Consider the following 24,992-nt stretch of genomic DNA (forward strand, 5'->3'; position numbering starts at 1 on the left):
CCGGCACAGGGGTCGCGCGGCAAAATACGTTTCCTCAACAGTCGGCCAGCCAGTGGGGTTCGGACTCGGCGTCGGCCATCGGGTCCCGCGCGTCGTCTGCATCGTCGCGGTCCTCGGCCCGCTCGGTCACCTCTGCGGGGACCCCCTTGGCCGTCGCACCGGCCGGCACGTCCTCGGTGAGGACGGACCCGGCACCGACGGTCGCGCCCTCGCCGACGGTAATCGCTCCGAGTAGCGTGGCGTTCGCCCCGAGGGTCGCACAGTCCTCGACCGTCGGGTGGCGCTTGGCCCGGCGCATGGAGTCGCCACCGAGGGTCACGCCGTGGTACATCAGCACGTCGTCACCGATCTCGGCGGTCTCGCCGATCACGACGCCCTGGCCGTGGTCGATGAACAGCCGGCGACCGATGGTCGCGGCCGGGTGGATCTCCACGCCGGTGAAAAAGCGGGCGACCTCGGAGAGCGCGCGGGCGGCCAGGCGGTGGTCGCCGGTCCAGAGGGTGTGGGCGATGCGGTAGAGCCAGACGGCGTGGAGGCCGGGGTACAGCAGGGCGACCTCCAGCGCGCTCTTGGCCGCCGGGTCTTTCGCGAGCGCTGTGCGGACGTCTTCGGTGACGTGTTTCCTGATATCGTCGAGTCGGTCGAACATTGTAATCTGTGGTGTGAGACGGGAGAGTGCCGGTACGTCCAGCGGATCGAGAAGGGAGTCAGCACCGGCAACAGCCGCGCCGGTCGGCGAGGCTGGTCGCGAGCGAGCCGGTCGCCTGCGTTCGCTGGACGCGCATGATATCGTAATTCGTCGCCGCCCACGTATAAATGCTGTCCGGAACGGGTGCGGATCAGGGCCGTGCCGTGGTGCGCTACTGGTCGAGGGGCGCTCCGCGGGACTCAGAGACCCTCGCCGAGGAGTTCGCGGGCGATGATGTTCTTCTGGATCTCGGTGGTGCCCTCGTAGATCTGGGTGATCTTGGCGTCGCGATAGAACCGTTCGACCGGGAAGTCGTCGACGTAGCCGGCCCCGCCGTGGACCTGGACGGCCTCGTTGGCCACGTCGACGGCGACCCGGGAGGCGTACTCCTTGGCCATGGAGGCCAGCGTCGTCAGCTGTTCTTCCTTGTTGTCGACCGACCAGGCCGACTTGTACACGAGGTTGCGGGCGGCCTCGATATCGGTGAACATCTCGGCGAGTTTGTGCTGGATGGCCTGGAATTCCCCGATCGGTTGGCCGAACTGCTCGCGTTCCTGGGCGTATTCGAGAGCGGCGTTGGCCGCGCCCTTCGCGATGCCGACGCCCTGTGCGGCGACGCCGGTCCGCGTGGCGTCGAAGAACTGCATCTGCTGGAGGAAACCCATACCTTCCGTTCCCACCAAGTTCTCCTCGGGCACGCGCACGTCCTCGAGGATCAGTTCCGCGGTGTCGGAGGCGCGGATACCGAGTTTGCCGGTGATCTTGTCGGCCTCGAAGCCGTCGCGGTCGGACTCGACGATGATCTGGGAGAAGCCGTTGTAGCGGCCCTCGGCGTCGGGGTCGGTCCGACAGAGGACGACGAAGAAGTCGCCGACCGAGCCGTTGGTGATCCACATCTTGTTGCCGTTGATCACCCACTCGTCGCCGTCTTTCTCCGCGCGTGTGCTCACGGAGGACACGTCCGAGCCGGTGTCGGGTTCCGAAATCGCCGCGCCGGCGATCTTCTCGCCCGCGGCCACGTCCGGGAGGAACCGCTCTTTCTGGTCTTCGGTCCCGAACTCCTGGATGGCCTCACAGCCGAACGCTGTCCCGAGGACCGACCCGGCGATGCCGGGGTCGATGGCGTACAGTTCCTCGGCGATGACGATGGACTCGAGCGTCGAGTAGCCGGCACCGCCGTACTCGACCGGAATCTTGGTCCCGGTCAGCCCCATCTCGGCCCCTTTCTCGACGATCTCGTGTGGGTATTTCTCTTCCTTGTCGTACTCGTTCGCGACGGGCGCGATCTCGTTCTCGCCGAACCGGCGCACCTCCTGGCGAATCTGCTGCAGTTCGTCCGAAAGCTCGAAGTTCATTTGTGTCGCTCCACTAGCTCTGTAATTACCAATGAACAATAAAACTGAGGTGTGGTTAACAGTGTTAACCAAGTGCGCGAGTCGGTAACCGTCGGTTTACGAGAGGCCCTTGCCGAGGAGTTCGCGACCGATGATGTTCTTCTGGATCTCGGTGGTGCCCTCGTAGATCTGGAGGATCTTGGCGTCGCGGTAGAACCGCTCCACGTCGAAGTCGTCGACGTAGCCGGCGCCGCCGTGGATCTGGACGGCCTCGTTGGCCACGTCCACTGCCACGCGGGAAGCGTACTCCTTGGCCATGGAGGCGAGTTTGGTGATCTGCTCGTCCTGATCGACCGACCAGGCGGCCTTGTAGGTCAGGTTGCGGGCGGCCTCGATGTCGGTGAACATCTCGGCGAGTTTGTGCTGGATGGCCTGGAACTCGGAGATGGGCTGACCGAACTGCTCGCGCTCCTGAGCGTACTCCAGTGCGCGCTCGGCGGCACCGCGGGCCAGACCGACACCCTGTGCCGCGACACCGGTCCGGGTGTCGTCGAAGAACTGCATCTGCTGGAGGAAGCCCATACCGGGCGTGCCCACCAGGTTCTCCTCGGGCACGCGCACGTCGTCGAAGATCAACTCGGCCGTGTCGCTGGCGCGGATGCCGAGTTTGCCGGTGATCTTGTCGGCCTCGAAGCCGTCGCGATCCGACTCGACGATGATCTGGGAGAAGCCGTTGTAGCGGCCCTCGGCGTCGGGGTCGGTCTGACAGAGGACGACGAAGAAGTCGCCGACCGAGCCGTTGGTGATCCACATCTTGTTGCCGTTGATGACGTACTCGTCGCCGTCCTTCTCGGCTTCCGTCGAGATCGAGGACACGTCCGAACCGGCGTGGGGCTCGGAGATGGCCGCACCCATGACGGCCTCGCCCTTGCCGATGGGTTCGAGGTACTCCTCTTTCTGGTCTTCCGTTCCGAACTCCATGATGGCGTCGGCACCGAACGACGCCGACTGGAGACAGAGCGCGATGCCGGGGTCGATGGCGAACATCTCCTCGGAGATGATCGCCGCTTCCAGCATCGAGTAGCCGGCCCCGCCGTACTCGACGGGAATCTGGGCCCCCATCAGCCCCATCTCGGCGGCCTTGTCCATGACCTCCTGGGGATACTTCTCCTCGCGGTCGTACTCGTTCGCGACTGGTTTGATCTCGTTCTCACCGAACCGCTGGATCTCGTCCCGGATCTGGTCGATCTCGCTGGGAAGCTCGAAGTCCATACACCCCCAAATGGGGTTACAGTATTAATACTCCTTTGCAACCCCTTACCACGGACTGGTGATTGTTTCGAGAATCCGACAGAGAAAAATTTAGGGCGCAGGTGCCGGGATCAGAACCCGACCACACCCCCCGTGTTGTGAACTCGCGACGGCTTACGAGAGGCCCTTGCCCATCAGCTCGCGGGCGATGATGTTCTTCTGGATCTCGGTGGTGCCCTCGTAGATCTGGAGGATCTTGGCGTCGCGGTAGAACCGCTCAGCGTCGAAGTCGTCGACGTAGCCGGCGCCGCCGTGGATCTGGACGGCCTCGTTGGCCACGTCCACTGCCACGCGGGAGGCGTACTCCTTGGCCATGGAGGCGAGCTTGGTGATCTGCTCGCCCTGGTCGACTGCCCAGGCACCCTTGTAGGTCAGGTTGCGGGCGGCTTCGATGTCCGTGTAGGCCTCTGCCAGCTTGTGCTGGATGGCCTGGAACTCGGAGATGGGCTGGCCGAACTGCTCGCGCTCCTGTGCGTATTCGAGCGCGCGGTCGGCCGCGCCCTTGGCGAGACCGACACCCTGTGCGGCGACCCCGACGCGGGTGGCGTCGAAGAACTGCATCTGCTGGAGGAAGCCCATGCCTTCGGTCCCGACAACGTTCTCCTCGGGCACGCGCACGTCGTCGAAGATCAGTTCCGCGGTGTCGGAGGCGCGGATGCCGAGCTTGCCCTTGATCTTGTCGGCCTCGAAGCCGTCGCGGTCGGACTCGACGATGATCTGGGAGAAGCCGTTGTAGCGGCCCTCGGCGTCGGGGTCGGTCTGACAGAGGACGACGAAGAAGTCGCCGATCGACCCGTTCGAGATCCACATCTTGTTGCCGTTGATGACGTACTCGTCGCCGTCCTTCTCGGCGCGGGTCGAGATGGAGGACACGTCGGAGCCGGCGTGGGGCTCGGAGATGGCCGCACCGGAGATCTTCTCACCGCGCGCGACGGGTTCGAGGAACTCCTCTTTCTGGTCTTCGGTCCCGAACTCCTGGATCGCTTCGGTCCCGAAGGAGGACGCCACGATACAGAAGCCGATCCCCGGGTCGATGGCGAACAGTTCCTCACAGATGATCGAGGTCTCGAGGACGGAGTAGCCGGCACCGCCGTACTCGACGGGGATGGAGGCACCGAGCAGGCCCATCTCGTTGGCCTTGTCCATGACCTCGTGGGGGTACTTCTCGTCGCGGTCGTACTCTTTGGCTACCGGCTCGATCTCGTTCTCGCCGAAGCGGCGGATTTCCTTCCGGATCTGGTCGATTCCCTCTGGTAGTTCAAAATCCATACGCCACCGTGAGGACTTATGGAACATAATTGTTTGTGATCGGTAGACAACTCGTCAAGCGTTGTTAGTTGCTGATCGCGATAGGATAACGATGTTTCCGCCGAGAGTAAACGATAGACGGACTGTAATCCGTTTCTGCGGCCAAAGAAAAACACTGAAAGGGGCTGGCGGAGAGTGTTCCAATGACTCATGCAACTCGAAGATATCGAAACCATCGCGGTGCTTGGCGCCGGGAACATGGGGCACGGCATCGCCGAGGTCGCCGCACTCGCGGGGTACGACGTGCGGCTGCGCGACATCAAAGAGGAGTTCGTCCAGAGCGGCTACGAGGACATCGAGTGGAGCCTCCAGAAACTGGCCGAGAAAGACACGATCACCGAGGAGGAGGCCGACGCGGCCCTCGATTCGGTCACACCGCTCGTCGACATGGAGGAGGCCGTCGGCAACGCGGACGTGATCATCGAGGCCGTCCCCGAGAAGATGGAGATCAAGGAGGACGTCTACGAGGAGGTCGAGGAGTCCGCTCCCGACCACGCGATCTTCGCGACCAACACCTCGTCGCTGTCGATCACCGACCTCTCGGAAGTCTCGGACCGACCCGAGCAGTTCTGCGGGATGCACTTTTTCAACCCGCCGATCCGGATGCAGCTGGTCGAGGTCATCAACGGCAAACACACCGCCGAGGAGACCGTCGAGGTCATCGAGGATCTGGCCGAGGACTTCGGCAAGACCCCCGTCCGCGTCCGGAAGGACTCGCCCGGCTTCATCGTCAACCGCATCCTCGTCCCGCTGATGAACGAGGCCTGCTGGATGCTCAGCGAGGACGTGGCCACCGTCGAGGAGATCGACTCCACGACGAAGTACCACATGGGCCTGCCGATGGGGAGCTTCGAGCTGGCCGACATGACCGGCATCGACATCTCCTACCACGTCCTGGACTACATGAACGACGTGCTCGGTGACGAGTACGAGCCGGCTCCGATCATGGAGGAGAAAGTCGAGAACGAGGAACTCGGCCAGAAGACCGGCAAGGGCTTCTACGACTACGAGGACGGCGACGGTGCCGACGTGCCGACCGACGAGTACAGCGAGGAGGTCGAGGAACGCCTCAACGCGGCGCTCGCGAAGGAGATCGCCAACCTCGTCGGCGGCGACGTGGCCCCGCCCGAGGACATCGACGAGGCCGTCATGATGGGTGCGGGCTTCCCCGAGGGCCCGACCAAGTCCATCGACGAGTACGGCGTCGAGAAGTGCCTGAACAAGCTCGAAGAACTGTACGAGGAGACCGGTGCGGCCCGCTACAAGCACCCCGACTACCTCGAAGAAGCCGCCGAACAGGGCGGGTTCAACGACGGTGCCGGTGACGACGAGGACAGCGGCCCCGACTTCGAGGTCATCGCCATCGAGCGCATCGACGTGGACGTCCCGGAGGGCCACAACGAGAAGCAGGTCGGTCACATCAAGATCGACCGGCCCCACCGGATGAACACGATCAGCCTCGACGTGCTGGACGAACTCGACCAGGCTCGCGAGATCTTCGAGGACGACGAGCAGGTTCGCGCCATCCTGATCACCGGCGAAGGTGACAAGGCGTTCTCGGCCGGGGCCGACGTGCAGTCCATGGCCACCAGCGCCGACCCGCTCTCGGCTCAGGAACTCTCCGCACAGGGCCAGGCCACGTTCGGCCGCCTGGAGGAGTGCCCGCTCCCGGTCGTCGCCGGCATCGACGGGTTCTGTCTCGGCGGTGGGATGGAGCTCTCGATGTGTACCGACATCCGCATCGCCTCCAACCGCTCCGAGTTCGGCCAGCCCGAACTCGACCTCGGTCTGCTCCCCGGCTGGGGCGGCACCCAGCGCCTCGCCAACGTCATCGGCGAGGGTCCCGCAAAGGAGATCATCCTGACCGCCGAGCGCTACGACGCCGAGGAGATGGAAGACTTCGGCTTCCTGCGCGACGTGGTCTCGAAGGACGACCTGTTCGACGAGGCGCTGGAGCTGGCCGAACAGCTCGCACAGGGCCCGCCGGTCGCACAGAAGATGACCAAGCGCGCCATGCTGAAGGGCCGCGACGACACCGAGGCCGGACTGGAAGTCGAGTCCCAGGCCTTCGGCCACCTCATCGGCACCGACGACGTCATGGAGGGCATGACCGCCTTCATGGGCGACGGTGAGCCGGACTTCGAAGGGCAGTAGGTCCGGCGAACGCCGTTAGACCTGCGGTCTAACGGACGTGAGCCCGATTTCGAGGGTCAGTAACGGACTTCGACCGACCGTCGCGATTTTTTCGACGATTCGGCTGCGTGTCACTGCTCGTCGCCGGGAGCCGCTGAACTCTCGATTGGGAAGTCGCCCGCCCTCGCCACGCCTGCCCTCTGTGAGTGATCCCCACTGCGCTTCCGAAAAGCAGGGTTTATTACCGAACCCCTCTCAGCTATGAGTGCGCACCGTTGGTGTAGTCCGGCCAATCATCTTGGCCTTTCGGTGTCGAAAGTCTAACACGAAGGCTACGGCAGAAGACAGCCGAGGACCAGGGTTCAAATCCCTGACGGTGCATTTTCAGGGGAACCGATCCGGATAGCCTCCGCAGTCGCGTCGCCGGTGTCCTGTCGTATTTGCGAACGGCCCGACGCTTCGCTTTCGTGTCAGGGCCCCTTTATTTCACCGGGTCAGGACGGTGCCGGTGCAATCGGATTCGGACCGGAGAGGCACGCACGCGGCCATGCCCGTTTCATCTATCATGAACGACCCGGGCATATTTAACGACTGACGCGATACCACAATGCATGGCCCCACCTGACATCGAAACGATCCGAGAGAACGAGCGCGAGTACACCGACGAGGTGATCGAGGAGAATACGCTCCCCGAGATGTTCGAGGACGCGGCGGAGCGGTACGGCGACCTCGACGCCCAGATGTACAAGGGCGGGATCTATCAGCGGACGCTCACTCCGGAGATCATCGACGAACCCGAACCCGGCGAGTACACGTCGCTCGAATACGACGAGATGCGAACCCTCGTCAGACGACTGGCGGCGGGCTTTCGCGAACTCGGCGTCGAGAAAGACGACCGTGTCGGGATCATGTCCAACCCCCGGATGGAGTGGGCGCTCTCGGACTTCGGACTGCTGGCTTCAGGTGGGACGGTCACCACTGTGTACACGGAGTCCTCGCCGAAACAGATCAAGTACCTTCTCAACAACCCCGGTGCGACCGGTGTCGTCGTCGAGAACGAGTATCTGCTCGACCGTATCATCAAGGTGCAGGACGAACTCAGTCTGGAGTTCGTCGTCGTCATCGACGAACTGGAGAAGTACGACGACGTCGATCAGATCCACACCCTCTCGGAGGTGTACGAACTCGGCGAGGAGCGGTTCGACGAGGACGAGTACTGGACCTGGATCGAGGAACAGGACATGCACGACCTGGCGAGTCTGATCTACACGTCCGGGACGACGGGCAAGCCCAAGGGCGTGAAGCTGACCCACCACAACTTCCGGTCGAACGTCAACCAGGTCCGCAAGCGGGTCGGCCCCAGACCCGACAAGGACGACGACGTTCCGTCACTGGATCCCGGCCGCCGGACCATCTCCTTTCTCCCGCTGGCGCACGTCTTCGAGCGCACGACCGGGCACTTCCTGATGTTCGCGTCCGGCGTGACGGTCGGCTACGCCGAGAGCACCGACACCGTCAGCGAGGACATCCAAAAAATCAAGCCGGGTGGCGGGTCGAGCGTCCCTCGTGTGTACGAGCGCATCTTCGACGAGATGCGCGAGCAGGCCAGCGGGTCTGACACGAAAGAGCGAATCTTCGAGTGGGCCGTCGAGGTCGCCCGTACTTACGGCCGGGCAGAGAACCCCGGACTCGGACTGAAGATCAAACGCTCCGTCGCCAACCAACTCGTCTTCAAGCAGGTCAAAGAGGAACTCGGCGGCAACATCGACTTCTTCGTCAGTGGCGGGGGGAGCCTGAGCAAAGACCTCGCGGATCTGTTCAAGGGAATGGGCATCCCAATCTTCGAGGGATACGGCCTGACGGAGGCCGCCCCGGTCGTCTCGACGAACCCGCCGGAGATCCTCGAAACCGGAACCCTCGGCCCGCCCCTGCCGGATGTCGATATCAGGATCGACGAGTCACAGGTTGCCGACGACCAGTTCGAGGACGTCGAGGGTGAAGTGGGCGAACTGCTGATCAAGGGCCCCAACGTCACGGAGGGCTACTGGGAGATGCCCGAGAAGACCGAGGAGGCGTTCACCGCCGACGGCTGGTTCAAGACCGGTGACATCGTCGAACGCATCGAACACGACTACCTCGTCTACCACGACCGGCTGAAGAACCTGATCGTGCTGGACACGGGGAAAAACGTCGCTCCCGAACCCATCGAAGACGAGTTCTCGACTTCCTCGCGGGTCGAACAGATCATGATCATGGGCGACGACGAGAAGTTCGTCTCCGCCCTGATCGTCCCGAACTTCGACGCGATTACCCGATGGGCGTCGAACCGCAACATCGACCTGCCCAACTCCAAAGAGGAAATCTGCGAGGACGAGCGGGTCAAGGAGTGGGTCAACGAGGACGTCCAGCTCGTCAACCGGAACCTCGAGAAACACGAGACGATCAAGCAGTTCGAGCTGGCCCACCTCGAGTGGACGCCGGAAAACGACATGCTCACCCCCTCGCTGAAGAAGAAGCGCCGCAACATCAAGTCGGAGTTCCAGGACAAGGTGACGAAGATCTACGAGGGCGAACCGGCGACGGCGGACGACTAGGGGACACGACCGCAGGGAGTGTCCCCGAACAGCCGAGCGGCGATAGCCGCGAGGCGAGACGCGGCTCTCACCGTCACTCCCGCTCCTACCGCATCAACGCGGACAGCACGCGCGATTCTGCTTTTCTGAGGTGTTCGTCGACGGTCGAGGGCGCACAGCCCAGCGCGTTGGCGATGTCCTCGTGGGTCGCTTCCCGCGGAATCTCGTAGTAGCCTTCGGAGATGGCCGTCTCGAACACCTCGTGCTGGCGTTCGGTCAGAATCGAGAGGATGTCCTCCCGGTCGGGGGAGTACTGGCCGGCCTGTTCGACGGCGAAGCGGACGCCGTCGGGTGTCTCCTCCAGGGCTTTCCGGAGCATCTCGTGGGTCCCGACGATGGTCGTCCGGAGGCCGCCCTGGTCGGTGTACTTCAGGGGCGTGTCGATGATGAGCGCGTACTTCTGGGCCAGCGCCATCAGGCCGCCCGCGGGCTGGCCCGGCGGGACGTGGAGGTAGAGGTGGAACACGTCGTCCTGTACGTCCAGTACGTCCCAGGCGAGGACCTGGTTCGACTCGTCGATGACCTCCGTCAGTGGCTCGGGATCACCGTAGATCCGGTACAGGAGGACGCCCGTCCCGTCCCCCAGCGAGTTGACGTGCATCAGCGCGTCCCGCGTCACGTCCGGCTGATCGGCGATCAGCTTGTCTGCGGGATGGATTGCCCCGTCTTCCGGCGAAATTGTGAAGTCGAAATACCTCATGTGCGGGTCCTGTTAGCGAACGAATGTCATCGTCCCTTTCGTACACGGCACATTATGTGTTTCGGCACACACCTCCGTCGCGCGGGGGCCATCGTCCCGAAGCCGTCTCCCGAACTGTCACTCACACACAACTGTCACCGTCCTGGTTCGCGGTCCGTCGCACTCGACCAGGAGGATCGACTGCCAGGTTCCGAGGCCGGGCTCGCCGTCGACAACCGGAACCGTCACGTCCCGGCCCAGCAACATCGACCGCAGGTGGGCGTCGGCGTTACCATCTAGCTGATCGTGGTCCCAGCCCGTCTCGGGGACGAGTTCGGCGAGTACGGTCTCGATGTCGCCCAGCAGGCGCGGTTCGGCCTCGTTGACGCTGATCCCCGCCGTTGTGTGCTCGACGAAGACAGTACAGGTCCCGCTGGCGTCGGCCGGGAGCCGGCTCGCCACCCGGTCGGTGATGTCCTCGGTCGTCACTCGTTCGCCGGTCGAGACCTCGAACGTCGCGTGGGTGCCCATGGGGGGACGGACGGGCGACGGTCGCTTGAAACCCCGTGTCAGGCGCGTAGCCCTTCGAAGAGGTCGCGGTCCTGTGAACGGACGTGGAACGCCGCCGAGCCGGTCAGAATCAGGAGGTAAGCGGCCGCGACCGCGGGCGTTCCGATGGCACCCAGCAGCGGCGTGCCGATGCTCGCGGCGAGGACGGTCCCGAACCCGAGGATGCCCAGGACGAGGTAGTACTCCGCCCAGGTGATCCCGTAGCGGGGAACCACTTCCATGTACGTCGTGATTTCGGCCGCCCGGTCACGCAGGCGCACCTCCTTCGAGTCGGTGTCGTAGTTGACGATCCCGAGGTCGTCGAGTTTGGGGAGGTGGGTCTGGTGGAGCGAGACGTAGACGCTCCGGCGTTTGTCCCGCGGTGCGGGGGATTCACCGGTCTCGCGAGTCGCGACTTCCTCCGAGAGGTCGCGGACGCTCAGCGCCCCATCCTGCTCGCGGAGACACTTGATCGCCAGCCGCCGCCGGTCGTTCCTGAGGATGTCGTGGATCTCGCCCGCGTCGAGGTCGGCCCGTTCTGTCGTCTGTGCTCCCATCGATCACCTCCTGGCTCCGCCCGCGTCGCTCGGGACGCGGTCTCTGCCGTCTCTAACCGATAGCATTCTCGCTTCGAAAAGCGTTCTCTTTGCTGTTAATGGCTCCTAACAACTCATTACGCTACACGAGGGGCAGATTAATATGGGGGAACCCACGGCCGTCCCGTCCGGGATTACACATCTGATAACTGGTGATAACGGGCACCGGTTCGGGCTTCGATTTCCGAGAACGAGCCACGGGGGGTTCCGCCTGGCTACGCCAGCCACTCGTCGGGTTTCGTGTCGTAGTCCACGTCGGTCGCGGCGAGGTGTTCGACTTCTTCCCAGTCCAGGTCGCGGGTCGTGATCTCCTCGCCGTCGTACCGGATGAGTTTGCCCTGTTCTTCGGGTTCGGGTTCGCGGTCCCGGCGCTTGGCGACCTCGATGTCGTGTTCGTCGAGTTCCTTGACGATGGTCTTCAGATTCACCGGCCGACCCCACAGCTCGAACACCCGTTCGAGGGTGTCCTCGGCCTGCCCGAGGTCGAGCATCACGCCGTTGTACTTGTGGGCGAGTAGCAACTCGTTGCGGTTGTTGTAGTTGCCGTCCTCGACGACGATGGTCGGCTTCCCGAAGTTGGTGAACCGGAGCATCAACTTCTTTTTCACGTCCTCGTAGTCCGTCGAGGTGACCCGGTAGTCGCCGGTGGACTGGGTGTACTCGTAGGTGAAGTAGTCGTTCTCGTCGACGAACTCCTGGGTGAGGAACTCGTCGAGGAAGGTCACGTCGTTGTGACTCTCCCGGATTTCCCGCATCCGGTCCCAGCCGCGGGTGTAGTCGATGTCCTCGAGGGCCTCGGCGACGCTCTCGTAGCGGGTGTCGTCGAACATGTACCGCGAGACGCGTTCGAGTTCCTCCTGTCCGACACGGGAGACGAACCCGCGGTTCTGGGGTTCGACCAGCGAGTAGTGGCGTTCGGCCAGCCCCTCGTAGGTCAGCACCTTCCAGGGGTATTTCGCCACGTCGATCTCGCCCTCGCGGGCGGCTTCGAGTGCCTCGGCGTCGACCCGCGGGTCCTCGGGGTCGAGGTCGTCGAGGTGGCTGGGAACGTCGGTGAGTTCCGGGTCGGGCGCGATCAGGTCCTGCACCTGCTCGAAGTCCACGCGGTCGTGGAGGTTGCGCCAGGTGATGTCCTCGACCCGGAGGAGGCGTTCGACGATCTCACGGCGGTTCTCCGTGTTCTCGACGTACTGCCAGAGTTCCAGCCCGAGTTTGTACGGGTTGAACCCCGGCGAGCCCAGCACCTGGGCCATGTGGTCGGCGTACTTGACGAACTCGTCGCTGGCGGCGAAGGCCTCCTTGGACATCATCGCCGACTCCCAGTAGGAGGCCCACCCCTCGTTCATGACCTTCGTCATCTTCTGGGGGGCGAAGTAGTAGGCCTCCCGGCGCAGGATTTCGAGGATCTCGCGTTGCCAGTCGGTCATCGTGACGGCCTTCTCGGCGTCGCGGTCGTAGGCCATCCCGTGCTGGCGGAGGAAGCCGATCACGTCCTTCTCGGGTTCGTCCGGGAACGTGACCTCGCCGTCGTCGTCGCGCTGGGCCTCCAGCCAGTCCTCGTCGAACACCTGCCCGACGACCTCCTCCGAGAGGTCGAGTTCGTCGAGTTTCGCCTCGATGTCTTCGATGTCTTCCTCGCGGTCCAGCACCTCGTCACGACCGTCGGTCTCGACCGGTGCGAACGGGCGGTGCTGGTCGATGTTGTCCTCCAGACAGAGGACGTGATCGATCCACTTCTCGACCGCGGCCCGTTCGATGTCCGGGTCCTGCATGTACTCCTCAATCGTCTCGGAGTGGCGGGCCAGCATGGCCGCGGCATCGGGGTCGTCCGCGAACATCCCGAACCAATCGTTGTTGGCGAAGAAGTCCGCGTGGGCCTCGACGTGGGTGATGACCGCCTTCTGGTCGGCCATGGAGTTGGACTCCTGCAGGAAGGCATGCGATGGGTTGTCGTTGTTGACGATCTCGAAGGCCTTCCCGCCGAGGAACTGGCTCTGTTTCTGTTGCTGGTCGTACTGCATCCCCCAGCGCCAGTGGGGGTAGCGCTGCTGGAACCCGCCGTAGGCGATCAACTCGTTCATCTCGTCGTAGTCGACGATCCAGTAGTTGACCGGGTACGGGTGCAGGCCCAGTTTCTCCGCGAGGTTCGAGGCCTCGTCGACCGGTTCTTCGAGGTCCTCGGCGATGCGCTTGGCTTCGTAGCGATCCGAATTCATGTGTCTGCCTCCTCCGTACTCAGGATCTCGTAGATGGCGTCGACCACGTCCTCCGGACTGGAGACGTACGCCACGGCGACGTTGTCGCTCCCCTCGAAGTGGCGCTCCACTTCCTCGGCGTGGGTCGCGTTGATGGCGTTCCCGCTGGGCTGGGTCTCCACGTAGGCGTGGAGGTTCGCGGGGATCTCCTCCATCAGCGGGATCACCCGTTCTTCGGTGTCGTTGCTGGAGTTCTCGGAGTCGCCGGCCGCGAACACGTAGCGGTTCCACTCGTGCCAGGGGTACTCCTCCTCGAGGACGGCGGCGGCCAGCTCGTAGGCGCTGGAGATGCGCGTCCCGCCGCCGCTCCGGATGCCGAAGAACTCGTCGCGGTCGACCTCCCAGGCCTCCGCGTCGTGGGCGATGTAGACGAACTCGGCGTTGTCGTACTTGCCCGTGAGATACCAGTCCAGCGGCGTGAACGTCCGCTCGACCAGTTCCCGTTTCTTCTCGCGCATCGACCCGGACACGTCGCGGATGTTGACGACGACGACGTTCTTCTCGCGCTCCTCGATGATCTCGGGGTACCGATAGCGCTCGTCCTCCCGGCGGAAGGGGATCTGATCGACGCCCTCCCGGCGGATGCGCTCGGCGGTGGACTGTCGCTCGACGTTTTCGTCCATCTCGTCCATCGACGCCCACTCGGTCTTCTCCTCGCTGGTCAACGCGTCGTACTCGTCTTCCAGCCAGGCCTTCGAGACGGGGATGTTCTCGCCGCGCGCCCACTCGAAGACCGACGCCGGTCCCATGCCGTCGACCTTGAGTGCCTCCCGCAGGTAATCCCGGTCGAAGTCCATCGCCAGCTTGCGCTTGAGGCCCTTCTTGAACAGCGACTCGAAATCGAGAGTGGAGGTGGGACCGGTCCGGGTGATGTCCGTGAAGTCGCCCTCCTTCTCCTCGATGACCTGCTTGCCCTTGGGTTCGAGGTCCAGGCCGAGTTCCTCGTCGAGTTCCTGGGCGAACTCCTCGGGGTCCATCTCGTAGTACTCGTGTTCGCCACCCTCCTCGCCGGGTTCGCCGTCCTCGTCGCCGTCGCCGGGCTGGGGCTCGGGCTGGCCGACGGGCTGGCCCTCCTCGGCGTCCTCGCCCTGGCCGACCCCGCCCATGTCGCGCTGGTCGTATGCGAACTCGGGGAGGTCGACGATCTTGATGGGGATTTTCACCTCGTCGGGACGCGATTGCCCGAGGTCGCCGTACTGGATGAACTCCGCGAGGTCCTGCCGGCGCTCCTCGCCGACTTCTCTGTACCGGTCGAGGTCGTCTTTCAGTCCCATTTGTAACTCACCTGGCTCATGACGTGGCGGCTGGTCAACTCGGCGGAGGCCTCCGTGTAGTCGAACATCTCGGTCATGTTCTCTAGGGTGGCCTCCTTGACGGTCGCCGTCTCGGTGCCGCTGGGCGGGTTGTCCCACTGTCGGGGGTCGAAGTCCTCGTAGGTCCGCCGCACGTCCTCCCAGTCGTGGGTGCCCAGCACCGACTTGATCACGGGGATCTCCTTGGGGTTCACGTCGGAGATCTGGAACTCCTCGTCGCGGTTGTGCCAGGCGTGACGATTCAGCGCGGTGATGATCTTGTTCGTCCGGAACTGCTCGACGGCGTCGTCGGGTTCCGGTCCGTCGTAGTTGTCCTCGGAGAACCGCCCGAGGTGTTCGATCTCGAAGACCTTCATCTTCAGCGGGTCGGGGTCTTCGAGTTCGCCGCGGTCGTTCTCGATCTGTTCGTCGGCCTCCCAGGCGTAGACGTGCTCGATGTACTCCTCGACGGTCTCCTCGTCGACCCGCTTGTCGCGCATGATCGCCCGGAGGACGTCGTCTTCCTGCTGGCTGAACACGTGATTCTTCACGGCGACCACCTGGTTCTCGAACTCGACGCGTTCGCTGCCCGAGAAGACGGGGGCGTCGACCAGCCCCTCGGCCATCGCGTTGAGGATGTCCCGGGGCATGATGACGTGTTCGACGGGCAGGTCGGCGTGGTAGCGATCCTGTTCCACGTGGAGCAGGTCCGCGATCACGTCCCGCGTGTAGGTGACGGGGATGCCGCCCTCGCCGTCGTCGGCGTCGCCGTCCCACTCGAAGTCGTCCATCTCGATGCGCTCGTCGCCCTCCTGCAGGTAACCGCGGTCGAACAGCATGGCCTTGTCCACGAGGTCGAGGCCGCTGGGCACGTCCTCGTCGTCGAGTCGGGTGACGACGGCGTACAGCCCGGCGGCCTCGATGGCGTGGGGAGCCAGTTCCTTCTCGTTGACCTCGGCGTCCGAGTCGCGAACGTGGATGTGCAGGGGCTCCCGAATCCACGATTCGAGTTCGTCCCAGGACTGGGCGGTCCAGACCTCGGTCTCGTTGGTCAACTCCCGACGCAACAGCTGGGCCTCCAGCGAGAGGTTCGTCAGGTACGTGAACTCGTGTTTGTCGAGGCGACGCTTCAGCGCCTTCAGCGGGTCCTGTCCCTCGCGGTCGGCGTGCTGGTTGAGCCTGGCTTCGAGGTCGGGGTTCGAGATGATGATCATCTGGGTGTCGATGTCCATCCCGATGCCCTTGTCCAGTTTCACCTTCCCCTCGTCGGGGACGTTCAGGAGTTTCTGGAGCAGGTCGGCGTGCTGAGCGGCGTCCTCGACGATGGTGAGCAGGCCGTTGCCCTGCGAGAGGACGCCGTCGTAACTGAACGCCTGCGGGTTCTTCCGACCCCGCGAGTCGAGTTCCCGGAGCATGCCGGCCATCCACGAGCCGACGAGGCGCTCCTTGGGACTGCCGTCGTCCTCGCTGTGGAGGACGCCGATGCCCCGGCCCACGTCGACGACGAAGTTCTTGATCCGCAGGTGTTTGGGGTCGGTCACCGCCGAGAACAGGTCCTCGATCTCCTGGCGGCGGTACTGTTCTTCGAGGAAGTCGTAGGCCTCCCGGCAGAACGGATCGAGGTCGCCCTCGACGCGGATCTGGACGTGGTCGTCGAGGCGGTCGTTGATCTCCGCGATCAGGTCGGCCCGAACTTCCTGTGGGAACACCGTCAGCGGGTGGGACTGCACGGGGCTCTCGTACCAGTCGTCCTCGTCGCTGACCGGCTGGTCCCCGTAGGTCATGCCCGAGGAGCCGCCGCCGGCCCCGGCGACGTTCCACTCGACGGTGTAGCGCCGGCCGTCGTCGGTCTTGGAGTACTCGCGGAGGCCGTTGATCAGACACCGCTTGAGCTCCGATTTACCCGTGGCGGTCGGCCCGTCGAGCCAGATTATCTTCTCGTCTTTGCCACGCGACGCCGCGATGGAGCGCAGGTCGTCGACGAACTGGTTGAGCGTGTCCGTGTTGCCCAGGATGGCGTGTTCGCCGTCGTTGTGCGGGTCGTCGAAGAAGCGGTAGCGCTCCTTCTCCTCGCCCTCCTCGATCACCGTCCGCGTGCCGGCGGCCTCGATGGCCGACAGCAGGTACTTCGAGGCGTGAGAGGCCAGGTGGGGCTTCTCCAGTACCAGGTCGACGTACTCGCCGAGGCTCATCGGCTCCTGGTAGGTCTCCTCGAGGGCGGTATCCGCGGCGTCGATGTAATCGTGTCCGGCCATTACTCTTCCATCTCGGCTTTGGCGACCTCGGCGCCGGCGAACTCCAGCACCTCCTTGGCCCCTTCCCGGGTGTAGCCCTGTTCGATCAGCGCGTCGACCCAGGCGTTGCGTTCGTCGTCGTCCATCTCGTTGCTGGAGACCAGTGCCGAGAAGTTGATGTTGTGTTTCTTGTCCTCCCAGAGTTTGCGTTCCAGCGCGCGGCGCAGGCGGTCGTTGTCCTGCGGGTTGAAGGTGTCACCCTCGCGGGCGCGCCGGGAGACCCAGTTCGACACTTCCTGGCGGAAGTCGTCCTTGCGGTCCTCGGGGACGTTGAGTTTCTCCTCGACGCTCCGGAGGAAGGTTTCGTCGGGTTCCTGCTCGCGGCCCGTGATCTCGTCCTCGACGGTGTCGTCGTCGATGTAGGCCATGACGTGGTCCATGTACTTCTCGCCCTGGCGCTGGATCTCGTCGATGTCGTAGGCCAGCGCGTGGCGCACGTCCTCGATGGCCCGGTCCTTGTACTCCTCGCGGACGAGTTCGAGGTAGCGGTAGTAGGTCTCGAACCGGTCTTCCGGGATCGAGCCGTGATTCTCGAGGTTCTCCTCGAAGTGGTTGAACGTCGTCAGCGGCGAGAGGAAGTCACGGCTCCGGTGCATCGAGTCCATGATGGCCTCGGCGATCTCGTCGCCGATAAAGCGGGGCGAGACGCCCTCCATGCCCTCGCCGATCTCGGCCATCTCGGCGGCCTCCTCTTTGAGCTTCTTTACGTCGACGTCCTCGGCCTCGTCGACCTCGCCGTTGTAGGCCTTGGCCTTCTGGACGATGTCCACGGTGCCGGAATCGGGTTCCTCGATCCGGGTGAGGACGCCGAACAGGCCGGCCATCTCCAGGGTGTGGGGTTCGACCTGGATGTCCGGGAGGTCGGCGTTCCGGAGCATCTTCTCGTAGATCTTGGCCTCCTCCTCGTACTGGAGGACGTAGGGGAAGTCGATCCGCTTGGTGCGGTCGTTGAACGCCTCCATCTTCTCGTCGCCCTTCTTGTCCTTGTACTCGGGCATGTTCGTCCGCCCGACGATCACCTGGTCGATGTCGATCCGGGGGTTGTTCTTGGGCTTGATCGTCTGTTCCTGGGTCGCGTGCAGGAAGTCGTAGAGGAACTCCCGCTGGAGCTTGAGCAGTTCCTCGCCCGAGAAGATCCCGCGGTTGGCGTTACAGAACGCGCCGGAGTAGTCGAACGCCCGGGGATCGGACTCCCCGTAGATGGCGATCTTCGAGTAGTTGACGTCGCCGGTGAGTTCGGTCTCGTCCTGATTCTTCTTGTCCTTGGGCTCGAAGGTCTCGATGGCGCGGCGCTGGTTCTCGTCGGCGACGATCCGGACGATCTCGACGTGGTTGTCCAGCACCGCTTCGAGGTCGTCGTCGTAGTAGGCCAGCAGGCGGTCCATGTAGAACTCGCTGGCCGGGTCGAGCGCCTGTTCGTTGCGGATGGTGTAAGGGGCGTCCAGTTCCGCGTTGAGGTCCTCGATCACCTGCTCGCGCTGTTCCTGTGGGAGCAGGACGATGGGGTCCTGGTTCATCGGGGACCGCACGGTGTCGTCGGCGGGGTCCTGGTCGTCGATGATGTCACAGAGGTTGCTCCACCGGAAGGTGTACATCCGCCCCTCGTCGGTGCGGGTGTAGTGTTCGTAGTACCGGCGGACCTGCCGGTCGAAGTCGGACTTCCCGGAACCGACCGGGCCCAGCAGGAGTTTGATCCGTTTCTCGGGACCGAGGCCGCGAGCGCCGGATTTGACCTTGTTGACGAACTCGTGGATGGCCTCGTGGATGACCCGGCCGTAGAACGTGTTCTCGCCGTCGTTCAGCGGGTCTTCGGCCGCGAGGGCGTACTCCACGACGCCGGCGTCTTCGTCGTATTCGGTCCCGTAGTAGTCGAACATGTCGGCAACGCGCTGGTGGGCGTTGCGGGCGATCCGCGGATGGTCGTACAGCTGGTCCAGGTACCAGTCGAACGTCTGGGTCTCTCTGAGGTCCGCTGGAATCGAATCCTGGTACTCCCGACTCAGCTCTGCGAGGGTTTCCTTTGTATCGGTCATGCTATCACGGACAGATTGAACGCGGGGCCACCGCGGCGGTCGCGGTTCCCCCTGCTGCCACGGGCGCGAGCCCGCAGGTCTCGGTGGCGTCCACCACACCAGCCCACACTCCGCCGGCGACTGGCAGGTCGGCCCCGTCCCGGACTACAGCGCGCGCTCGCGCGACGCGAGCAACCGCGCGCCCGCCCGGTTGCGGGTCCGATCCGTTTGCGTGCCATGTGTATCCATACCACTCCCACGGCCCAGAACGCCCGAGATCGGAGAGTCCCGAAAAAATACCGGGGTGCCTGGGCGGCGAGAGCAGGGGCGGTAGTGGGGGTCGTGTATGGGTGGGCTTACCACCGATACTATTTATTTAATGAGAATCCCGCGGGTATAAGCATTGTCCCCACAGCGGTTTTTCGGCCCGTTTGTTCCGGCCGTCTCAGTGGCCGAAACTCGGGCACGGGAACCGGGGTGCCAGTTCAGTTCACCGTACCTGCAAACTCGGCTTTATATACTGGGTGAACAGATGGGCACGAGCGGGGCCGCCGAGACCGCGTCACTCAAGACCGGTCGGCCGGAACGGGACGTATGGACTCCGCGGATCTACCGGCCGGGTGGGAGGTCTGGTCGGCGGGTGAGACACGCTACGTGCTGGCTTACCGCCCGGATATCTTCGACAGCAAGGAGTTTCCCGCGCCCTGTCTGCCGACCATCTACCTCACGAAGGGCCAGCGGGGCCGCCGCCCCGGCCGCCACCAGCCCGCGCCCGACGACCCCTGGCACGTGACGCTGTCCCTGGAACCCGAGATCGAGGTCGCGTCGGCGCGCTACGACGACCGCGACGAGGCCGTCGCCGGCGTCCACGACCTCGCCGCCCGATTCGCCGACGGCGAGTTCGACCCGCGCGAGTACTACCAGGTCCCCCGGGAGGATTATCTCGACGAACTCGACGCGATTCTCGGCGAGTGACTGGCGCGCAATCCTGCCGCCTACCGAACCGCAAAAACGGTGGGACTTAACCGCCGGCCGGAGCTAGAGGGACCCATGACTACGGTCACGCTCGTCGGGACCCGACTCGCCGAAGTCGGGACCGAGTTCGTCTATCACGGGGCGGCCGACGCCTGCGAGGGCTGTCCCTACCGGGACCAGTGTCTCAACCTCGCCGCCGGCCAGAAGTACCGCGTGACCGCGGTCCGGGAGAACGCCTCGACGCTCGACTGTGCGGTCCACGATTCGGGGGTGACTGCGGTCGAGGTCGAACCCGCACCCGTCCTCGCGAACGTCGACGCCCAGGGGGCCTACGCCGGCAGCAAAGCCGCGCTCGAAGGCCCCTGTCCGCACACGGGCTGTCCCTCACACGAGTACTGTGAGCCGGCCGGCGCCGAGTTCGACGTGGAGTACCAGATCAACGAGGTCGTCGGCGAGCCACCCCACGACTACTGCATGCTGGACCGTGACCTGACGCTGGTGGAGTTCGCGCCGCCGGTCGAGGAAGACTGAGGTTCAGGATTCGAGCGTGCCGACGTGGTCGGCCGCGTAGCCGAACACGTCCTCGTAGCCGTACGGCGACATCAGGACGGGGTAGAAGTCGCGCTCGGCGACGTACTCCTGGCCGTCGGCCGCGGCGTAGGGCTGCCCCGCTCGGACCTGCCGGAAGTTCGTGGCGAACACGTCGTAGGCCTCCGCCGAGTCCTTGGGGACTGAATGGGTGAGTCGATAGACCGGCAACTCGTCGCGGCGCGGGGCCTCGTCGTCGGGGAGCGCGCCCACGGCGGCCAGGAACTCGCGGGTCACCTGCACGGCGTTCTCGGTTGCGGTGTCCGAGCCCTGGAAGCCACACTCGACCTCGATCAGCCGACGGGTCACCTCGAACAGCCGGCCTTCGGTGAACTCGCAGGTTTCGACGACGGCGTCGACCGACAGGCGTGGGCAGATCCGGCGCTCGTACTCGCCGACTTCGTCGACCAGCGCGAACAGTCCCTCGTAGGACTGGGTGGAGTGGAGCGCGAGGATCTGACAGTCGGCCACTTCCATCGAGAGTTCGTGAGCCAGCCGGGACTCGTGGGTGTCGCCGTCGGGGTCGCCCGGGAACGCGCGGTTGAGGTCCTCGTCGACGTAGCGCACGTCCCGTTGCTGGGCCTTTTCGTTGGCGATCACGAACTTGACGGGGCGCCGGAACTCGACGTCGGCGGACAGCAACGTCTCGACGGCGTGGACGCCACAGGGCTCGTCGCCGTGGATGCCCCCGATGACGGCGATCTCCGCGGGGCCGTCGCCGACGGTCTCGACTCGCATCGGTTCACAGCAACGGTCGACCGGTCTTAGTACCCACGAAACCGTGCCGGGTCCCGTCCCGGACAGGTCAGTGCTCCAGCGACTCGGCGTACGCGAAGTCGGCGTCGGTCGCCTCGGGCCGACGCTCGTCCAGTCGCACCTGCCACCCCTCGACCGCCGTCGGATCGGTGAGCGCGTTGGTCAACACCGTCCGCACGTCGAGCAGGTCGACGCCGTAGTAGTCGTTGGGCACGTCCTGGAAATACTGGAGGGCGGTGCGAAAGAGCGAGCGCATCCCGTCGTCGTCTTCGAAGTCGACGTGTTTGTACGCGCCGGCGGCGACCTGCACCATCCCGTGCAGGAACTTGCTCTCGGTCGACCCGCGGCCGTAGTTGTACCACTCGTCCTCGAAGCAGTCGTGTGACTCGTGGTACTCGCCGACGTTGTACAACCGAACCCCGTGGACCGTCGCACGCCGGAGGGTCCCGTGTTCCCACCGGTCCTCCGTGGGTCGCCATCCCGTCGGTGACCCACGGACCGGCGGCCCCACCGAGTCGTCGCGCGTGTGGTCGTCCATCGGAACTCCCTTGCACCGACGCCGGTGTCAATCCGTCGGATCGACCGCGCTCGTCATGGGTTTTATCCGGACGTGTTGGCAAGGTGAACGGACCGACGATGGACAGATCGCTGTTCGCGGACCTCACACCGGCACGAATCGCGCTGGTTTACGTCGTCGTCGGCGGTGCCTGGATCGCGTTCTCGGACCGACTGCTGGTCGCAGCCCTGCCGCCCGGCCCGCTGTTCGATGCCGTGATGACGGGGAAGGGCTGGGTTTTCGTCGGGGTATCGGGCGTCCTCCTGTACGGGATGGTCTCGTATCGGGACGAACAACTGCGCGCGACGCGGATGGAACTCGAACGGTCCAAGACGCAACTGTCGGTCCTCCACCGTGTCCTCCGACACAACCTCCGGAATCACTGTACGGTCATCAAGTCCTGTTCGGACCTGATCGAGACGGGACGGGTCGACGAGGCGGACATGGAACGGATACGGCGAGCGACCGACGACCTCGTCGCGCTGAGCGAGAAGTCCCGTCATCTGAAGTCGCTGCTCGAAACCGCCGACGACGAGCGAACCGTGGACCTGCGTGAGCGGTTGCGGACGCTCGTCGCCGACCTCGACGAATCGTTCCCGGCGGCGACCATCGAGACCACACTGCCGGACGCGGCTCCGGTTCGGATCGGTGGCCGCTTCGACGTCGTCGTCGAGGAACTCGTCCGGAACGCGGTCGATCACCACGACGCCGACGATCCGACCGTCTGGATATCCGTCACGACGGATCCCGCGGGGACGGTCCGACTCGACGTGGGCGACGACGGTCCCGGCATTCCGGAGATGGAGCGGGACGTACTCGAAGACGGGATCGAGAAACCGATGTTTCACTCACAGGGACTGGGCCTGTGGATCGTTCGGGTGTTCGTCGACCAGTCGGACGGCGACGTTCGAGTCATCGACAACGAACCGCGCGGGTCGATCATCAGAATCCAGTTGCCGTCGGCGACCGAGACGGCGGTCGCCTGAGGTCTGGGCGTCGGTCACTGATTCGCTGTCGACCGTCGGCTGCCTGCTTCTGTAATCTCCGAATAGCCACAGGCCGGACAGTTGAGACGCTCGCGGTCGAACGACAGCGAGCAACCGCCACAGCGGTAGGTCGGACTCGGGCGGAACCGTTCGCGGATCGATTCGATGATCTGGGGTGATCGGTCCATCGCTTCGACATTCCTCGTTTGTGAATCCACTACAATAAAACTTGCTCAAGTAGTCACTTTCAGTCCGAAATTGCGTCCAATAGATCGCAAAGGCCGGACAGAACTGGAGTATAGGAGGAATATAGCTCGTATCGGTGTAGATATGGAACTTCTCCCGGTCCTGCCCGCTTCCGTGGAATCTTTATACCGGCGAGAGCCGAGTACTGGACGCGTGCGAGGGTAGCCAAGCCTGGAAACGGCGGCGGACTCAAGATCCGCTCCCGTAGGGGTCCAAGGGTTCAAATCCCTTCCCTCGCATGCCTGAGCGCGCCAAGACGGCGCGCTCGGCTGCGAAGAAGGGTTTGAATGAGGCCAGACGCAGCGGGCGAACGGTGTGAGCCCGACCGTCTGGACGTAGTTCAAATCCCTTCCCTCGCACTGTTGGCCACTACGGCCCCTCGCAAACAGTGCAGGAAGATCCGTTCGGCGAGGCCGCGACCGGGCGGCCTCGAAGCGAACGGGACACGCGGTGTCCCGTGCGCAGGAGCGATCTTCCCTCGCAAACTCCACTCGTGAACTGGTGCCGCCAGCCGGGCGGCCGCCGACCGTTCGATTCCGGTAGACGGTAAAAAGAACCGGCTCTAGCCGGGGCATTTTTAAATAGGTTGAGGCGATTTACTGAGCAGTAGTTCATGAGACGTCGCACATTCATTGCGACGGCTGGCACGTTACTCACCGCTGGGTGTGGGGCACTGGACAGCAGCGGGCGTGGGGGCGGTCCTGGGGCGCACGTCGACGGGTTCATCAACGACTCCAACGCCTCGGAGTTCGACTTCGGCGACATGAGCAGCGAGCGGAACTTCTCCATGGGGGACTTCGACGGGGTGGACTTCGAGTTCAACGAGAGTTCCTTCGAGGCCAACTTCGATTCGCGATTCGGCGAGAACGCGGGGCCGACACCGACGCCGATCGAGACCGATCCGAAGGCGACCGAACTGATGGCCACGTCGATGGATCGGATTCGCAAGACCTACGCGACCTACGTCGGGTACGCGGGCCCGGACGCGAATCTGCTCGACGTGGACGCGACCACCGAATCGTTCCACGCACCGAAGATACGGACGCTGGCACAGAACGCTCGGGACCCCCTCGAAAAAGCGACCGAATACGCGCCCGAAGGACAGAAGAATATCATCCTCTCGCTCGTGCAGGTGACGATCTTCCTGGAGGACCTCGCACGGGTCCGGGAGGCGCTGATCGACGCCTACGACGAGTTCCTGTTCGCGGTCGAACGTCTCTACGCGGAGAGTACGCTCCGGGCCAAACAGACGACGTACAACATCGACGACTATCGCGACGAGGGTCAGTCGCTGTACCGGCCGCTGAAAAACGAGATCGACCCCGAGGCGGTCTCCGTGTTCAATCCCATCGGGAAGGTGTACGAGAAGAAGATCGACCAGGTGCGGGCGGAGTTGCAGGCGTTCCGAGAGCTTCGAGGCGGTGTCAAAAGCGCCGCGCGGGGTATCGACGCGTTCAAGCAGGGCGTGCCGCGGTTCTACGAACAGAACTACGAAAAGGCACTCTCGCCGCTCAGTACGGCCCAGTTCAGCTTCGGGTCCGCCCAGTCCAGTTTCGGAATCATCGACGAGTCGACGGGCATTCAGGAGAAGGCGAACGAAGTCGCCGGGGTCATGGAGGCACTGGAGGCGGCGGCCGGTGCGCTGCACCGCGCGTCCGAGGTGAAAGTCGACAACGACCCCCAGCCGGAGTTCTTCGAGGCACGACGCGCGGCCGAGCGGGCCGTCGAATCGAACGACATCGCCTCGGACATGCGGACCGCCGAACAGATCATCACCTAATTGTCCGCGGCCGGCGAGGGT

The 24,992-nt window shown here is 64.2% G+C and carries 20 protein-coding genes and 2 tRNA genes; 8 read left to right on the forward strand and 14 right to left on the reverse strand.

Features of this window, described 5'->3' with window-relative positions; genetic code table 11:
- Positions 1–34: 34 nt before the first annotated feature.
- From cysE to ACOZ4N_RS02980, 4 genes are all read right to left on the reverse strand, one after another.
- Positions 35–649: a serine O-acetyltransferase gene (cysE, locus tag ACOZ4N_RS02965; RefSeq protein ID WP_424018453.1), complete on the reverse strand. Its 615-nt coding sequence runs from the start codon at positions 647–649 to the stop codon at positions 35–37.
- Between the two features lie 239 nt (positions 650–888).
- Positions 889–2,043 (reverse strand): acyl-CoA dehydrogenase family protein, encoded by a 1,155-nt coding sequence (locus ACOZ4N_RS02970; protein ID WP_424018454.1) that lies wholly within the window; start codon positions 2,041–2,043, stop codon positions 889–891.
- A gap of 96 nt (positions 2,044–2,139) precedes the next feature.
- The gene (locus tag ACOZ4N_RS02975) at positions 2,140–3,294 is read right to left on the reverse strand and encodes an acyl-CoA dehydrogenase family protein (RefSeq protein ID WP_424018455.1); all 1,155 of its coding nucleotides are present in this window, start codon (positions 3,292–3,294) and stop codon (positions 2,140–2,142) included.
- Between the two features lie 153 nt (positions 3,295–3,447).
- Entirely contained in the window at positions 3,448–4,602 is a 1,155-nt protein-coding gene (locus ACOZ4N_RS02980; protein ID WP_424018456.1) for an acyl-CoA dehydrogenase family protein, read from the reverse strand.
- Positions 4,603–4,791: 189 nt separating this feature from the next.
- Between ACOZ4N_RS02980 and ACOZ4N_RS02985 the strand changes: the two genes are divergently transcribed.
- The 3 genes from ACOZ4N_RS02985 (at position 4,792) to ACOZ4N_RS02995 (ending at position 9,368) form a co-directional block, all read left to right on the forward strand.
- The gene (locus tag ACOZ4N_RS02985) at positions 4,792–6,795 is read left to right on the forward strand and encodes a 3-hydroxyacyl-CoA dehydrogenase NAD-binding domain-containing protein (RefSeq protein ID WP_424018457.1); all 2,004 of its coding nucleotides are present in this window, start codon (positions 4,792–4,794) and stop codon (positions 6,793–6,795) included.
- A 248-nt stretch (positions 6,796–7,043) separates the two neighbouring features.
- Positions 7,044–7,155 (forward strand) — tRNA-Glu (locus ACOZ4N_RS02990).
- Positions 7,156–7,385: 230 nt separating this feature from the next.
- Entirely contained in the window at positions 7,386–9,368 is a 1,983-nt protein-coding gene (locus ACOZ4N_RS02995; RefSeq protein ID WP_424018458.1) for an AMP-dependent synthetase/ligase, read from the forward strand.
- 85 nt (positions 9,369–9,453) lie between these two features.
- Here ACOZ4N_RS02995 and ACOZ4N_RS03000 read toward each other — a convergent pair whose 3' ends face one another.
- The 7 genes from ACOZ4N_RS03000 to ACOZ4N_RS03030 form a co-directional block, all read right to left on the reverse strand.
- Positions 9,454–10,107 carry a helix-turn-helix domain-containing protein gene (locus ACOZ4N_RS03000; RefSeq protein WP_424018459.1) on the reverse strand — a complete coding sequence of 218 codons (654 nt, stop codon included), beginning with the start codon at positions 10,105–10,107 and terminating at the stop codon, positions 9,454–9,456.
- Between the two features lie 117 nt (positions 10,108–10,224).
- Positions 10,225–10,617: a secondary thiamine-phosphate synthase enzyme YjbQ gene (locus ACOZ4N_RS03005; RefSeq protein WP_424018460.1), complete on the reverse strand. Its 393-nt coding sequence runs from the start codon at positions 10,615–10,617 to the stop codon at positions 10,225–10,227.
- Positions 10,618–10,655: 38 nt separating this feature from the next.
- Positions 10,656–11,192 carry a DUF7344 domain-containing protein gene (locus ACOZ4N_RS03010; RefSeq protein WP_424018461.1) on the reverse strand — a complete coding sequence of 179 codons (537 nt, stop codon included), beginning with the start codon at positions 11,190–11,192 and terminating at the stop codon, positions 10,656–10,658.
- Positions 11,193–11,446: 254 nt separating this feature from the next.
- Complete coding sequence (locus tag ACOZ4N_RS03015) at positions 11,447–13,447, reverse strand: SpoVR family protein (RefSeq protein WP_424018462.1); 2,001 nt, start codon at positions 13,445–13,447, stop codon at positions 11,447–11,449.
- Entirely contained in the window at positions 13,444–14,760 is a 1,317-nt protein-coding gene (locus ACOZ4N_RS03020; RefSeq protein WP_424018463.1) for a YeaH/YhbH family protein, read from the reverse strand. The genes ACOZ4N_RS03015 and ACOZ4N_RS03020 overlap by 4 nt, the downstream gene beginning before the upstream one ends.
- Complete coding sequence (locus ACOZ4N_RS03025) at positions 14,751–17,033, reverse strand: PrkA family serine protein kinase (RefSeq protein WP_424018464.1); 2,283 nt, start codon at positions 17,031–17,033, stop codon at positions 14,751–14,753. Before ACOZ4N_RS03025 ends, ACOZ4N_RS03020 begins: the two co-directional genes overlap by 10 nt.
- On the reverse strand, positions 17,033–19,105 hold the full coding sequence (locus ACOZ4N_RS03030; RefSeq protein WP_424018465.1) for a PrkA family serine protein kinase: 2,073 nt from the start codon (positions 19,103–19,105) through the stop codon (positions 17,033–17,035). The genes ACOZ4N_RS03025 and ACOZ4N_RS03030 overlap by 1 nt, the downstream gene beginning before the upstream one ends.
- A gap of 573 nt (positions 19,106–19,678) precedes the next feature.
- Here ACOZ4N_RS03030 and ACOZ4N_RS03035 point away from each other — a divergent pair.
- A complete protein-coding gene (locus ACOZ4N_RS03035; protein WP_424018466.1) occupies positions 19,679–20,059 on the forward strand; it encodes a DUF5820 family protein in 381 nt (126 codons plus the stop codon).
- A 75-nt stretch (positions 20,060–20,134) separates the two neighbouring features.
- Entirely contained in the window at positions 20,135–20,590 is a 456-nt protein-coding gene (locus ACOZ4N_RS03040; protein WP_424018467.1) for a UPF0179 family protein, read from the forward strand.
- A gap of 3 nt (positions 20,591–20,593) precedes the next feature.
- Here the strand turns inward: ACOZ4N_RS03040 and ACOZ4N_RS03045 are convergent, their stop codons facing one another.
- Together ACOZ4N_RS03045 and ACOZ4N_RS03050 are read right to left on the reverse strand one after the other, a co-directional pair.
- Positions 20,594–21,385, reverse strand: coding sequence for a succinylglutamate desuccinylase (locus ACOZ4N_RS03045; RefSeq protein WP_424018468.1), 792 nt, complete (start codon positions 21,383–21,385; stop codon positions 20,594–20,596).
- 67 nt (positions 21,386–21,452) lie between these two features.
- A complete protein-coding gene (locus tag ACOZ4N_RS03050; protein WP_424018469.1) occupies positions 21,453–21,941 on the reverse strand; it encodes a DUF309 domain-containing protein in 489 nt (162 codons plus the stop codon).
- A gap of 83 nt (positions 21,942–22,024) precedes the next feature.
- Between ACOZ4N_RS03050 and ACOZ4N_RS03055 the strand changes: the two genes are divergently transcribed.
- A complete protein-coding gene (locus ACOZ4N_RS03055; protein WP_424018470.1) occupies positions 22,025–22,945 on the forward strand; it encodes a sensor histidine kinase in 921 nt (306 codons plus the stop codon).
- A 14-nt stretch (positions 22,946–22,959) separates the two neighbouring features.
- Here ACOZ4N_RS03055 and ACOZ4N_RS03060 read toward each other — a convergent pair whose 3' ends face one another.
- A complete protein-coding gene (locus tag ACOZ4N_RS03060) occupies positions 22,960–23,133 on the reverse strand; it encodes a hypothetical protein (protein ID WP_424018471.1) in 174 nt (57 codons plus the stop codon).
- Between the two features lie 213 nt (positions 23,134–23,346).
- Here ACOZ4N_RS03060 and ACOZ4N_RS03065 point away from each other — a divergent pair.
- Both ACOZ4N_RS03065 and ACOZ4N_RS03070 read left to right on the forward strand, forming a co-directional pair.
- Positions 23,347–23,430: transfer RNA gene (locus ACOZ4N_RS03065), tRNA-Leu, on the forward strand.
- Between the two features lie 374 nt (positions 23,431–23,804).
- Positions 23,805–24,971, forward strand: a complete 1,167-nt coding sequence (locus tag ACOZ4N_RS03070; protein WP_424018472.1) for a hypothetical protein — start codon at positions 23,805–23,807, stop codon at positions 24,969–24,971.
- Positions 24,972–24,992 lie beyond the last annotated feature (21 nt).

The sequence above is a fragment of the Halorientalis pallida genome (assembly GCF_049605515.1).
GTDB classification, from domain to species: Archaea; Halobacteriota; Halobacteria; order Halobacteriales; family Haloarculaceae; genus Halorientalis; species Halorientalis pallida_A.